This window comes from Helicobacter anatolicus, assembly GCF_021300615.1.
GTDB lineage: Bacteria > Campylobacterota > Campylobacteria > Campylobacterales > Helicobacteraceae > Helicobacter_H > Helicobacter_H anatolicus.
In genome coordinates this window covers 134,070-147,563 of sequence record NZ_JAJTMY010000003.1, presented here as the reverse complement: position 1 = coordinate 147,563, position 13,494 = coordinate 134,070, and the positions used below count along the sequence as shown (strand labels likewise).

Genomic DNA, 13,494 nt, shown 5'->3' with positions numbered 1-13,494 from the left:
TCGAGGAAGAGAAATGTTTAGTTTTCTAAAAAAAACAACACAAAATATTGCAAATATTTTAGGAAGTAAAAAACAAGAAATCAAAAAAGATCTTTTGGAAGAGGTTTTAATAGAATCTGATGTAGATTATGATCTTATTGAGATGCTTTTAGAGCATTTGCCTGAAAATATCAATCGTACGCAACTTGAAGTAGGGTTAGATAGATTTTTTAGGGGAGAGAGTTATTATGATAAAGTACGTTTAGAAAAGATTGATACAAAGCCCTTGGTAGAGTTAATTATTGGGGTAAATGGTGCAGGAAAAACTACAACAATTGCAAAATTAGCCAAACGCTATAAAGATGATCATAAAAAAGTTTTGCTTGGCGCGGGAGATACTTTTAGAGCAGCTGCAATTGATCAATTAAAATTATGGAGTCAAAAAATTGGTGTAGAGCTTGTAAGTACACAATATGGGAGCGATCCCAGTGCTTTGGCTTTTGATGCGATAACTGCGGGAATTGCAAGAGGAATGGATCATGTAATTATTGATACTGCAGGAAGATTGCACAATCAAACCAATCTTAAAAACGAGCTTTTAAAAATTACAAAAGTTTGTTCCAAAGCACTAAATGGTGCTAAATATCGTAAAATTTTAGTGTTAGATGGGACGCAGGGGAGCTCAAGCATTAATCAAGCAAGAATTTTTCATGAAATGCTAAGTGTAGATGGCGTGATTATTACAAAGTTAGATGGTACGAGTAAAGGAGGAGCAATTTTAAGTATTATTTATGCATTAAAATTGCCAATTATTGCAATAGGTGTTGGTGAAAAAGCAGAGGATCTAATAGATTTTGATGAGCAAAAATTTATTAAAGAATTTTTAGATTCTATTTTTGAAAATAAATAAATGGCAAAAAAACAAAGCTTATTTGAATGTCAACATTGTGGTTATCAAAGCTCAAAATGGCTTGGCAAGTGCAATAATTGCGATTCCTGGGATAGTTTTATTGAGTTAAAAGCAAGTCAAATTCAAGACTTAAAAATTATGCAGCAAAATACTTCGCATAATGTTCCTATGCCTATTACACAAATTTCCTATGAAAGCATTGATAAATTTAGTTCTACACAAGAAGAGTTTGATATTGTGCTTGGTGGGGGAATTGTAAAAGGAGGGCTTTATCTTATTGGTGGAAGTCCAGGAGTAGGAAAATCAACTTTGCTTTTAAAGGTTTCAGGCGGGTTAGCACAAGAGGGTAAAAGAGTTTTGTATGTGAGTGGAGAAGAATCCGCAGGGCAAATAAAAATGCGCGCTGATCGCTTAAAATGTGTGCATGAAAATCTTTTTTTGCTTAATGAAATTGAGTTGCAAACTATCAAAACTCATCTTATAAGTAGAAAATTTGAAGTCTGTATTATTGATTCTATTCAGACAATTTTTTCTTCTCAGATTCTCTCTGCAGCAGGCTCAGTTTCGCAGGTAAGAGAGATTACTTTTGAGTTAATGAGATTAGCCAAAGAATATGAAATTGCAATTTTTATCATTGGCCACATCACAAAAGAAGGAAGCATAGCTGGTCCTAGAGTGCTTGAACATATGGTAGATTGTGTGCTTTATTTTGAGGGGGATCCTAGTAGAGAATTAAGACTTTTAAGGGGATTTAAAAATCGTTTTGGCACGACAAGTGATGTGGGAATTTTTGAAATGCATGCAGATGGTTTGGTGAGTGCTAAAAATGCTTCTAAACTCTTTTTCTCTTCAAAAAGCAGAGCAGCAGGCAGCGCGATTACCATACTTCTTGAGGGTAGTAGAGCATTAGTACTTGAAATTCAAGCCTTAGTGAGTGAGAGTAGTTTTGCTGTTCCTAAGCGATCTGCTACGGGTTTTGATACTAATCGTTTAAACATGCTTTTAGCACTTTTAGAAAAAAAACTAGAGATTCCGCTAAATCGTTATGATGTTTTTATTAATGTTACAGGTGGAATCAAAATTACAGAAACAAGTGCAGATTTGGCAGTGATTGCAAGCATTCTTTCAAGTTTTAAAAATCGTCCATTAAATAATGATGTGGCTTTTATTGGTGAGGTGAGCCTGATTGGAGATATTAGAGAGGCTAGTAATATTGATATGCGATTGAAAGAAATGGAGAATTACGGCTTTAAAAATGCAATTTTGGCAAAAAAACCAAAAACTACCACCACAATTAAGATTTTTGAAGTTTTGGAAGTCACTAAACTTTTAGATTGGATGTAGATTCTAGAATTATTAATTTGTTTTTGTGTAAATTTACTTTAAAAGTAAAATAACCTTGCAAGATCTTACAAGAGTATATATGGGATAAGAGATTTTTGGAAAATCATAAAATTTAAAATAGTTTTAAAACAGCTTTATTTTTGACATTATTTTTTTGTAGAAGAAAATAAGAAATAATTTGATTGTTGTAATTTAGATTTGAGATTTAAGTATGTTAAATTTAGGTTTTTGGTCAGTATAAATAAAGATAACTTTTTGTAACATAATTTAGAATTTTTTTTATTTTTTTTTATAATTCTTGCATAATGTTAGCTATACTTTACAGATTACACACTTTTTTTAGGAGTATTTATGGAGTTTATTCAAAATTACGATCCATTAGGCAATATAGCGCTTAGCGCAATTGTAGCATTTTTACCAATTTTGTGCTTTTTGGCATCTTTGGTATTTTTCAAACTTAAGGGTTATCAAGCCGGATTTTTAACCGTTGTAGTTTCTTGTATTGTGGCACTTTTTGTTTACGATATGCCTAGCAATCTTGTAGGGGCAAGTTTTATACAAGGTTTTATTAATGGTATGTGGCCTATTGCATGGATTATTATTGCAGCAATTTTTCTTTATAAGCTTTCTGTCAAATCTGGTGCATTTGAGATTATTAAACAAAGTGTAATGAGTATTACTCCAGATCATAGAATCCAAGTAATTTTGATTGGTTTTTGTTTTGGTTCATTTTTGGAAGGAGCGATTGGTTTTGGTGGGCCTGTGGCTATTACCGCAGCACTTTTGGTGGGATTAGGGCTTAAGCCCTTGTATGCAGCAGGACTTTGTTTGATTGCAAATACCGCACCTGTGGCATTTGGTGCTGTGGGGATTCCTATCATTGCGATGAGCAATCTTGTAGGTGTTGAGCAGCATGCAGTTTCTGCAATGGTGGGGAGAATGCTAGTGCCTCTAAGCCTTAGTATTCCATTCTTTATTGTATTTTTGATGGATGGGTTTAAAGGGGTTAGGGAGACTTTTCCAGCAATTTTTGTGGCAGCACTTTCATTTACAGGGACACAGTTTTTTAGCTCAAATCATTTGGGTGCAGAATTGCCAGATATTATTTCTGCGATTGTATCTTTGGCGGTTACGACACTTTTCTTAAAAGTTTGGAAGCCAAAAAATATTTTTAGACTTGATGATGAAAAAAATTTTGAATTTAAAAATACTTTGAGTTTTGGGGAAGTGTTGCGTGCTTGGATGCCTTTTGTTTTACTTGTTGTGTGTATTATTATTTGGACACAACCTTGGTTTAAGGTGCTTTTTGAAAAAGGTGCAATTTTAGGTTTTACAAGCTTTGGTATACAATTTAATAATATTAGTGATGTTATTTTAAGTCCAAATATCGTGAATGCTGATGAAATTAAACCTCTTGCTTTAGGGCTTAATATCGATCTTATTAATGGAAAAACAGTAGCACAAGCAGGGACAGCAATTTTGTTTGCGGCATTTTTAAGTATGTGGATTTTAAAAATTAAGGCTAGTGATGCAGCCGAGTGTTTTGGTGCGACTTTGAAAGAAATGGCAATTCCTTGTTTAACAATTGGACTTGTTGTGGCTTTTGCATTTATCTCTAAAAATAGTGGAATGAGCACGACACTAGGCTTGGCATTGGCACATACAGGTGATGCTTTTGCATTCTTTTCACCAATTATTGGGTGGATTGGTGTATTTTTGACGGGATCTGATACAAGTGCAAACCTCTTGTTTGGAACATTACAACAAGTAAGTGCACAAAAGCTTGGAATCTCAGAAACTTTGTTTTTGGCAGCAAACTCTGTAGGCGGCGTAGTAGGCAAGATGATTAGTCCGCAAAGTATTGCAATTGCTTGTGCTGCAGTGGGATTAGTAGGCAGAGAGTCTGATTTGTTTAGATTTGCTGTGAAATATTCTATAGCATTTATAATTTTAGTGGGATTATGGACTTTGTTTATTGCATTTATGATTCCAGAAATTATTCCCGCAGTTATTGCTAAATAATCCTAAATTTAACAAGTCAAAAAATGTTAAAATCCCACCTTTTGGTGGGGTACTGCTTTTATTTTAGAATTTATAATATTGTGATTTTAATGTGTTGCTAAACTTTTTATTAGCAGATTATGATTTTTTAGAATATTCTAATGGAATTTTTAACTCTTCAAATTCTTCATAGTTTTCTTTAAGATAATAGATATTTTTGTATCCTGCTTGGATGAGGTGTTCTGTATAAAATCTTGCAGTATTTCCGTGGTAGCAATAAAGTAAAATTTTTTTGTCTGGATTATTTTGGCAAAGCTCGGTGATCTTTGTAATATCTTGAACCCAAGTAGCATTTTGAATATGAAAATTTAGATAATCTTCTTTTTCTCGGATATCAATAAGTAAATAATCCTTAAGATTGATAGCATGATATTTCAGTGCGCGTTCTTGCATAGGTTTCCTTTTTTGATATGAAAATTTAGATAAAATAGAGAATAGTATTTTATATTTAATATTTGGAAGCAAGGAAAGAAAAGTGGATATGATGCAACAAAGAATTTTAGATTCTAAAAATATGGCAGAACTTGAGATGGTACGTATTGAATTTTTTGGTAAAAAAGGCAGCGTAACACAAAAATTCAATGCATTGAAAGATTTGGAGGGTGAAGAAAAAAAACAAGTAGCAAAGGAGCTAAATCTCCTAAAAGCAACATTTGAAAAAATGTTTGCACAAAAAAAAGAGGAGTTAGAAAATATTGCATTAAAAGAAGCATTATTGGCAGAAAAAATTGATGTGAGTTTATTTAGTAATAGCACAAAACGCAGTGTAGGGCATCCGATTAATTATACAAAAGATAGAATTATTGAGTATTTTAGGAATCTGGATTTTGATTTGTGTGTAGGACCACTTGTAGAAGACGATTTTCATAATTTTCAAGCACTTAATTTACCAGAATATCATCCTGCAAGAGATATGCAAGATACTTTTTATTTTAAGGATTCTATGCTACTTAGGACACATACTTCGCCTGTGCAAATTAGAACCATGCTTAGCCAAAAGCCCCCAATTAAAATGATTTGTCCTGGACCAACTTTTCGCAGAGACTACGATTTGACACATACACCAATGTTCCATCAGGTAGAGGGGCTTGTGGTAGATCACAAAGATAAGGCAAATTTTGCTAATTTAAAATATACATTGGAAGATTTTTTGAAATATTTATTTGGTGATGTAAAAGTGCGTTTTCGTTCTAGTTTTTTTCCTTTTACAGAGCCTAGCGCAGAAGTAGATATTAGTTGTAATTTTTGTGGGGGTAGTGGTTGTAGAGTTTGTTCGCATACTGGATGGCTTGAAGTGCTTGGTTGCGGAGTAGTAGATTCTCATGTTTTTGAGTCTGTGGGCTATGAAGGGGTTAGTGGATATGCTTTTGGCATGGGGATTGAGCGTCTTGCAATGCTTACTTGTGGCGTAAATGATTTGAGAAGTTTTTTTGAAACCGATTTAAGAGTATTGGAGCAGTTTTAATGATAGTTACAACGCATTTATTAAAAGAATTCATAGATATTTCGCATTTAAAAATTGATGAAATTTGTAATGTATTAAATAATATTGGTTTAGAAGTTGAGAGTGTAAATCCTCTTAAGCTTCCTTCCAAGGTGGTGCTAGGAAAGGTGTTAAAAAAATCTCCACATCCTGATGCAAATAAGCTTAGTGTTTGTCAGGTGGATGTGGGTTATGAGGTTTTGCAGATTGTATGTGGAGCAAAGAATGTTGCAGAAAACCAGTATGTAGCTGTGGCATTGCGTGGAGCAGTGTTAGAGTTTGATTCTAAAGTACTAGAAATTGGTGTGAGTAAATTAAGGGGTGTGGATAGTTATGGAATGCTTTGTTCTAGTGTTGAGCTAGGATTAGTAAAACTTAATGATGGCATTATGGTTTTGGATTCTAGTATTGGTGAGCTTGAATTGGGAAAAGAATTGCGTGAGTATGATATTTTTCAAGGATATGTACTAGAAATCTCGCTTACCCCAAATCGTGGGGATTGTTTGTGTGTATTAGGAATTGCAAGAGAACTCAAGGCGTATTTTGGCTTAAAGATTAAAAAACCAAAAGAATATATGAGTACCAATCAAATTGGAGTTGGAAGAAAATTTCAAGTTGCAATGAAGAATAAGATACAATCTTCTTTGCTTTATAAAGTGATAGATTTTGAAGATAAGATTTTGCCTTTTTGCATGCAGTTTTCTCTTACTCTAAGTAATAATCTTAAATCAGGGATTTTAGAAAACTATCTTTCTTATATTACATATATGACAGGAGTAGTTTTAAATGCTTATGAGGCTGATAGTCTTTCTAAAGACCAGAATCATACTAATGAAATTTTGTGGTTAAATGTCAAAGAAGATGAAGATGGGTTTGATGCGGTATATGCGGATAAAAAGCTTTCAAATATAGGCATAGGTAATGTGATTGAGCAAAATATCGATCAAGCTAAAACAATTATTTTTGAGGCAAGCTATATTGATCCTGCTAGAGTATCTCAATTACTTTTTAAACATAAAAATCAGATGAGAGATAAAGATTTAGTTTATAAAACGATGCGTGGAAGTAACCCAGATTTGCAAATGGGAATTAATTTTTTATGTTTATTGCTTAGCGAATTTAATCATTGTTTTGTTTATGATGGAGTGCAAGAAGTTAAGCAAGATTTTAAACAAAAAGTTATACGCACACAGTTTTCTAATATTGCAGCAATCATTGGGTGTAATATTGATCGAGAAACGATGTCACAAATTCTTAAGCAATTGGATTTTTCTTTGGAAATTAAAACAAATGATGATTCTTTTAGTATTATTACGCCTTGCTATCGGCATGATATTGAGACTGAACAAGATTTAGCCGAAGAAATTTTGAGAATTTATGGGGTGGATAATATTCCTGCATTGCCACATTTTATGGCAGAGCAATCAAAAAATACTCCCGCATATCAAGATTACATTAATCAAAGAAAATTAATTCAAAGAGCATTGTCACATGGTTTTTTGGAATGTATTCATTATCTTTTTTATCAAAAAGAAAAATTGCAACAATTTGGTTTTGAGGTTTTGGATGAAGAAAAAGAACTTTTAAATCCTATTACTTCCGAACTTAATACTTTAAGAACTTCATTATTGCCAGCATTGCTAGACACAGCAAGCAGGAATCAAAATTTTGGTTATAAAAATATTAAGATTTGTGAAATTGGTAGCGTATATAATCATAAAAGAGAAGAAAGCGTAAAAATTGCTTTTGTAGCAAGTGGTTTACAAACTAGGGAAATTTTTCCAAAACCTAAAGGGCAAAAGTGGGATTTTTATACATTTGCACAGGTGATTTCTAGTATTATTGGTGAGTTTGAATTAGTAGATATGCAGGTAGAAAATTTCTATCATCCTTATCAAAGTGCTTATGTTTATAAAAATGGGCAAAAGCTTGGTGTGATTGCAAAATTGCACCCAAAAATTGCGCAAGATATGGGATTGCAAAATACTTTTGTTTGTGAACTAGATGTTTCATATCTAAATTTAGAGCACCCAATGTTTGAGAAGTTTTCAAAACTTCCTATAAGCCAAAGAGACCTTACAATTTTAATCAATCGCAATATTGCATTTGGGGAGATTAGAAAAAGACTTTTGCAATCACAAATTAGGTATTTAAAAAATGTTTATCCTGTGGATATTTTTGATCAAGAAAATGGGCAAATTGCTTTAAGCATTCGTATGGAAATTTCTCCTGAAGATACAAGTTTGCGAGATGAAGATATTTCTTGGGTCACACAAGAGGTATTAAAAATTTTGGAAAATGATTTTGGTGCAAAACTTAAGGTGTAAGATTGATGAAGGAATTTAAGCCTATCAAAAAAATTAATGGAGAGATTGTAGATATTGCCGCAGATAAATCCATTTCACATCGTTGTGCAATATTTAGTTTATTGGCAGAAAAACCTTGTGAGGTAAAAAACTTTTTACATGCACAAGATACATTAAACACTCTAAAAATTTCGCAGAATCTGGGGCTTGAAGTTGTAAATAAAGATTCTAAAACCATGCTGTTTATCCCTAAAAAAGAAGGGATTTTAGAACCAAAGAATGTACTTGATTGTGGTAATGCAGGGACAGCAATGAGGCTTTTTACCGGACTTCTTGCAAGTACAAAGGGGTATTTTGTTTTGTGTGGAGATGAGTATTTGCATGCTCGTCCTATGCAAAGAGTGATTGAACCATTAAAAAGTATTGGCGCATGTATTTTTGCTAGAGAAGACAATAAATTTGCCCCTATTAGTATTGTTGGTCAAAAATTAGAGGGTTTTGATTACACAAGCAATGTTGCTTCCGCGCAAATTAAAAGCGCGATGCTACTTGCAGGATTATTTGCAAAAGATGTCTGTAGGTTTGAAGAGCCAATTTTAAGCAGAGATCATACAGAAAAAATGCTAAAAAATATGGGTGCTAATTTAAAAATTGAAGGCAAAAAAATTACACTTTTTCCTTTAGAAAAAAAGCTTGATTCTTTTAGCGTAGAGATTCCAGCAGATCCTTCAAGCGCATTTTTTTTCGCGGTAATGGCTTTAATTTTACCAGATAGCCATTTGGTGTTAAAAAATATTTTGTTAAATCCTACGCGTATTGAAGCTTTTGAAGTTTTGAAAAAAATGGGTGGAAAAATTACTTATGAGAATATCAAAGAAGACTTGGATATTTCAGGAGATATTGTTGTAAAATCTAGTTCTTTGCGTGCGATTGTTTTGGAAGAAAAAATTGCATGGCTTATTGATGAGCTTCCTGCACTAGGTATTGCTATGGCATTTGCAGAGGGAAAAAGTGTGGTAAAAAATGCTAAAGAATTGCGTATAAAAGAAACAGATAGAATCAAGGCTGTTGTGTCAAATCTACAAAAAATGGGGATTGAGGCTTATGAATTTGAAGATGGGTTTAGTATTGTTGGAGGTGAGGCAAAGCCTGCTATTTTGGAGAGTTTTGGAGATCATAGAATCGCGATGAGTTTTGCGATTATTTGTAGTGTATATGGGGGTAGTGTGAAGGATTTTGATTGTGTAAATGTGTCTTTTCCAAATTTTTTAGAAATTTTAAATAAGGTGGTGGAAAATGGAAATTAAATTAGCAAAAAAATATGGTTTTTGTTTTGGAGTAAAAAGAGCTATAAAGCTTGCTGAAAAAAGCCCTGGTGCTATTACTTTCGGTCCATTAATTCATAATGCAAGAGAGATAAAAAGACTAGAAGAAGGCTTTGGTGTTTTTGTAGAAAATGAAACTACAAATGTTAAGGAAAATCAAAGTGTTATTATCCGTACGCATGGAATCACTAAACAAGATCTAGAAATTTTAAAAAATAAAAATGCAAAAATTACTGATGCAACTTGTCCTTTTGTAATCAAACCTCAACAAATTGCAGAAAATATGAGTAAAGAGGGATATAGTATTGTGATTTTTGGAGATATTACACATCCAGAGATTAAAGGGGTGATGAGTTATGCGCATGATCCTATTGTAGTGGGGAGTCTGGAAGAATTGCAAAATAAAAAATTTGGGAAAAAAGTTGCACTTATTTCACAGACCACTAAGCAAACCAAAAAATTTTTAGAAATTGCAAATTATTTAATGCAGCAGTGTTATGAAACAAGAGTTTTTAATACAATTTGTAATGCGACATTTGACAATCAAGAAGCAGTAAAAGAGTTAAGCCAGGAAGTGGATATCATGATTGTTGTGGGGGGTAAAACTTCATCAAATACAAAACAACTCTTAAGCATTGCACAAATGTATTGTCAGAGCAGTTATTTAGTAGAAGATGAGATGGACCTAGAGCTTTCTTGGTTTGAGGGTAAAAAGCTATGTGGAATCACTGCAGGAGCATCTACGCCAGATTGGATTGTAAAAAAAGTGCAAGACAAGATTCGAGAAATTTGAAATACCAAGAGAGGTGGATTTTACAACTAAATATCTAGCCAATGTTTTTTATTTTATTTTTTGGTTATTTGTAAAAGTTTTATGGTTGTAATTAAAATGGAAGTGTTTTAGTTTGAAGTAGATTTGTGCAAATTAGGATGAATTAAAAAATTTCTTATTTGCTTGCGAGAGAATAAAATGTTTTGTGTTATTAGCTAGAACGTGTATTAAGAATTGCTAGAGGATATGATTTGTAAAAAAGTCAACATCTTGTGTATGAGATTTATAAAAAAAAGATAGAATAACTGAATTATACTTGTTTTAAGGGTTTTTTATGAGAGTTAATTTGGATAATTTAGAGCAATTTGATAGTGGTGAGGATTTTGCAGCACTTTTTGAGGCAAGTCAACAGAGTGAAGAAGTTGGTGCAATCAAGGAAGTAGCAATTGTAAAAATCACAGATGATAGCGTTATGGTAAATGTAGGGGAAAAAGTAGAGGGTAGATTCCCTGTTGCTGAAATCACAGATGAGAATGGCAAGTTGCTTTTTAAGGAAAACGATAAAATTAAAGTGTATGTTACTCGCGGAATTGGTGATAGATTTAGCGTTTCTTACAAGAAAGTCTTGCGTCATGAAAAGGTGCAAGAAAAAATCAAAGAATTAGGTCAAGATTATCAAGATAAGATTATTGAGGCTAAAATTATTGGGAAAAATCGTGGCGGTGTTGTACTTGAAGCTGGCGGTGTAGAGTATTTTATGCCAAAATTACATGCATCATTTAAAGAAGATAAGGGTAAAAAAATTGAAGTATGTGTTATTAATGTAAAACCAGAGGAAAATAGCATTATTGTATCGCGTAAAAGATATTTTGATTTGATGCGCAAAAATCAAAGTGAAAATGCAAAAAGATTTATGGAGGCTACAGAGCCATTGAAGGGTGTTGTAAAAAGAATTGCAAGCTTTGGAATGTTTGTAAGCGTGGATGGTGTAGAAGGGTTGGTGCATTATACAGAAATTACACGTCGTGGCCCTGAAAATCCTGCATCACTTTATAAAGAAGGTGATGAGGTGCAAGTAAAAGCTATTGCATATGATGAAGAAAAACAAAGATTGTCATTTTCTATCAAAGCATTACAAGAAGATCCTTGGAAAGAAGTAATGAATGAGCTTAAGGTAGGTTATACGATTAAAGTAAATGTTAGTAATATTGAGCCATATGGAGCATTTGTAGATATTGGCAATGACCTTGAGGGCTTTTTGCATATTTCTGAAATTTCTTGGGATAAAAATATTAAACATCCACAGGATTGCTTGAGTGTAGGTCAAGAAATTGATGTGGAGATTATTGAAATTAACCCTGAAACAAGAAGATTGAGAGTATCTTTAAAGAAGCTTTCTGAAAAACCTTTTATACAATTTGCAAAACAGCATAAAGAAGGTGATGTAATTTCTGGAAAAGTAGAAAAAATCACAGATTTTGGTGCGTTTATTAACATTGGTAGTATTGATGGATTGTTGCATAATGAGGATGTTTCTTGGGGTAAAAATGAAAAATGTAAAGATATTTTAAAAGTTGGTGATAGTGTTGAAGTTAAAATTATAAAAATCGATACAAAAAATGAACGTGTTTCTTTAAGTAAAAGAGCATTGCAAGAATCTCCAACCGATATTTTCGCAAAAAAATATAAAGTTGATGATGTCGTTGAGGGTGAAGTAGTTGATATTAAAGATTTTGGTGTATTTATTCGAATTGATGGTGTCGATGCGTTGATTAGAAATGAGGATTTATCTGGAATTACAAAAGAGCAAATCACTCAAGGTATGTCTTTGAAGGGTATGGTTGTAAACATTGATCGTTTGAATGGCAAAATCAAGGTTTCTATGAGAAGATTGGAGAAACAACAAGAAAGAGAAGAGATTAAAAATTTTAATTCTAGTGAAAAAATGACTTTGGGCGATAAATTGAAGGGACGCATTTAAGTTTTGCAATGTCTAGAATTACTAAAATAATTCTATTTTTTATTTGTATAGTCATGGTAGTTGTTATCGGCTATACAGTTTTTCTTTATAAAGATTACGTGTCTAATGCCATGATGGATTTCTATCAAGATGAAGTAAAAAAAAATGTACAAGTTAAAAAGATTACTCCAAATGAACAATGGCTTGATCAATTATCCAAAAATCAAGATTATTCTTATCCCGCCACAGAGGCTAGTTTTTCTATAGATTTTTTAAATCCCATATCAGATAATAGGCAATCGCATCGTTTTTTGATTGCGAGTCTTGACCCTTATATATTCTTTTGCTTAAAAGAAGTTTTGGAAAAAGATAAGGTGGAGTATGCAACTAGCAAAACAGGAAAAGATATGGATATAGTGCTCTATCTTTCTAGTGAACAAAAAGAACATGTTTTAAAAATGTTAGATTATTATGGCATTAGCTATAAAAATAATTAGGAAGGCTTGATGAAAAAAGATATTTTTTTATGTTCTATTTCAAATGTAAGCAGTGGAAATTGTGCAGAGGATTGTGCATATTGCACGCAGAGTGTGCATTATAAAACAGGGGTAGAGACTTATAAAACTAAACCTATTTCTACTATTGTGCAAGAAGCAAAGAGATTAAAAGAGTTTGGCGCCCTTGGTTTTTGTCTTGTGACTTCAGGTAGAGAGTTAGATTCTCAAAAGTGTGATTATATTGCAAATATTGCCCATGCTTTGAAAGCAGAGAAATTGGATTTGCATTTAATTGCTTGTTGTGGTAGGGCAGATCTAGATTCTTTGCGTTATCTTAAAAATAACGGCATTGATAGCTATAATCACAATTTAGAGACTGCACAAAGCTTTTTTAGTAAAATTTGTAGTACACATACTTGGGAGGAGCGTTATCAAACTTGTCAAAATACACTAAAAGCAGAACTTGGGCTTTGTAGTGGGGGGATTTTTGGCCTAGGAGAGAGCTGGGATCAAAGAATAGAGTTTTTAGAAGCTTTAAAATCTTTGCAGCCTCATAGTACACCAATCAATTTTTTTATTAATAATAAAGCTTTGCCTATTGTGCAAAATACGATTAGTAGAGATGAGGCATTAGAGTGTATTGTAATGGCTAGAGGTTATCTGCCACATGTGCGCTTGATGATTGCTGGTGGAAGAGAGCTTGTTTTTGGAGATGAGCAAAAGGATTTATATGAAAATGGTGTAAATGCAATTGTTTTGGGGGATTATTTAACAACAAGGGGACATACACCACAAAGCGATATCGCTAGATTGAAATCTTATGGCTTAGATATTGCAACAACTTGTCATTGAGGTGA

General features: G+C 32.9%; 11 protein-coding genes. 10 read left to right on the top strand and 1 reads right to left on the bottom strand.

The genetic code is table 11. The features are described from left to right. Nucleotides 1-13 precede the first annotated feature (13 nt). The 3 genes from ftsY (at nt 14) to LW133_RS05005 (ending at nt 4,255) form a co-directional block, all read left to right on the top strand. A complete protein-coding gene (gene ftsY / locus LW133_RS05015; RefSeq protein ID WP_233077232.1) occupies nt 14-889 on the top strand; it encodes a signal recognition particle-docking protein FtsY in 876 nt (291 codons plus the stop codon). Continuing rightward, nucleotides 890-2,233, top strand: coding sequence for a DNA repair protein RadA (gene radA / locus LW133_RS05010; RefSeq protein ID WP_233077221.1), 1,344 nt, complete (start codon nt 890-892; stop codon nt 2,231-2,233). Between the two features lie 351 nt (nt 2,234-2,584). Then, entirely contained in the window at nt 2,585-4,255 is a 1,671-nt protein-coding gene (locus LW133_RS05005) for a lactate permease LctP family transporter (protein ID WP_233077214.1), read from the top strand. Between the two features lie 117 nt (nt 4,256-4,372). Here the strand turns inward: LW133_RS05005 and LW133_RS05000 are convergent, their stop codons facing one another. Continuing rightward, nucleotides 4,373-4,687, bottom strand: a complete 315-nt coding sequence (locus LW133_RS05000; protein WP_233037839.1) for a rhodanese-like domain-containing protein — start codon at nt 4,685-4,687, stop codon at nt 4,373-4,375. Nucleotides 4,688-4,769: 82 nt separating this feature from the next. Here LW133_RS05000 and pheS point away from each other — a divergent pair, with 82 nt between their 5' ends. The 7 genes from pheS to LW133_RS04965 all read left to right on the top strand — a co-directional run bounded on the left by pheS (nt 4,770) and on the right by LW133_RS04965 (nt 13,489). Further along, nucleotides 4,770-5,759: a phenylalanine--tRNA ligase subunit alpha gene (gene pheS / locus LW133_RS04995; RefSeq protein WP_408610461.1), complete on the top strand. Its 990-nt coding sequence runs from the start codon at nt 4,770-4,772 to the stop codon at nt 5,757-5,759. After that, nucleotides 5,759-8,104 carry a phenylalanine--tRNA ligase subunit beta gene (pheT, locus tag LW133_RS04990; protein ID WP_233077212.1) on the top strand — a complete coding sequence of 782 codons (2,346 nt, stop codon included), beginning with the start codon at nt 5,759-5,761 and terminating at the stop codon, nt 8,102-8,104. The genes pheS and pheT overlap by 1 nt, the downstream gene beginning before the upstream one ends. A 5-nt stretch (nt 8,105-8,109) precedes the next feature. Further along, nucleotides 8,110-9,390 (top strand): 3-phosphoshikimate 1-carboxyvinyltransferase, encoded by a 1,281-nt coding sequence (gene aroA / locus LW133_RS04985; RefSeq protein ID WP_233077209.1) that lies wholly within the window; start codon nt 8,110-8,112, stop codon nt 9,388-9,390. Beyond that, the gene (locus LW133_RS04980; RefSeq protein ID WP_233037845.1) at nt 9,380-10,201 is read left to right on the top strand and encodes a 4-hydroxy-3-methylbut-2-enyl diphosphate reductase; all 822 of its coding nucleotides are present in this window, start codon (nt 9,380-9,382) and stop codon (nt 10,199-10,201) included. The genes aroA and LW133_RS04980 overlap by 11 nt, the downstream gene beginning before the upstream one ends. A 313-nt stretch (nt 10,202-10,514) precedes the next feature. Beyond that, the gene (locus LW133_RS04975) at nt 10,515-12,161 is read left to right on the top strand and encodes a 30S ribosomal protein S1 (RefSeq protein ID WP_233077207.1); all 1,647 of its coding nucleotides are present in this window, start codon (nt 10,515-10,517) and stop codon (nt 12,159-12,161) included. Between the two features lie 53 nt (nt 12,162-12,214). Further along, complete coding sequence (locus tag LW133_RS04970) at nt 12,215-12,637, top strand: hypothetical protein (RefSeq protein WP_233077206.1); 423 nt, start codon at nt 12,215-12,217, stop codon at nt 12,635-12,637. Nucleotides 12,638-12,646: 9 nt separating this feature from the next. After that, complete coding sequence (locus LW133_RS04965; RefSeq protein WP_233077205.1) at nt 12,647-13,489, top strand: biotin synthase; 843 nt, start codon at nt 12,647-12,649, stop codon at nt 13,487-13,489. Nucleotides 13,490-13,494 lie beyond the last annotated feature (5 nt).

Excerpts from the sequence above, each read along its gene's own strand:
- LW133_RS04980 (WP_233037845.1), top strand. The coding sequence starts at position 9,380 with ATGGAAATTAAATTAGCAAAAAAATATGGTTTTTGTTTTGGAGTAAAA.
- ftsY (WP_233077232.1), top strand. The coding sequence starts at position 14 with ATGTTTAGTTTTCTAAAAAAAACAACACAAAATATTGCAAATATTTTA.
- pheT (WP_233077212.1), top strand. The coding sequence starts at position 5,759 with ATGATAGTTACAACGCATTTATTAAAAGAATTCATAGATATTTCGCAT.
- LW133_RS04965 (WP_233077205.1), top strand. The coding sequence starts at position 12,647 with ATGAAAAAAGATATTTTTTTATGTTCTATTTCAAATGTAAGCAGTGGA.
- radA (WP_233077221.1), top strand. The coding sequence starts at position 890 with ATGGCAAAAAAACAAAGCTTATTTGAATGTCAACATTGTGGTTATCAA.
- LW133_RS04975 (WP_233077207.1), top strand. The coding sequence starts at position 10,515 with ATGAGAGTTAATTTGGATAATTTAGAGCAATTTGATAGTGGTGAGGAT.
- aroA (WP_233077209.1), top strand. The coding sequence starts at position 8,110 with ATGAAGGAATTTAAGCCTATCAAAAAAATTAATGGAGAGATTGTAGAT.
- LW133_RS04970 (WP_233077206.1), top strand. The coding sequence starts at position 12,215 with ATGGTAGTTGTTATCGGCTATACAGTTTTTCTTTATAAAGATTACGTG.
- LW133_RS05000 (WP_233037839.1), bottom strand. The coding sequence starts at position 4,687 with ATGCAAGAACGCGCACTGAAATATCATGCTATCAATCTTAAGGATTAT.
- LW133_RS05005 (WP_233077214.1), top strand. The coding sequence starts at position 2,585 with ATGGAGTTTATTCAAAATTACGATCCATTAGGCAATATAGCGCTTAGC.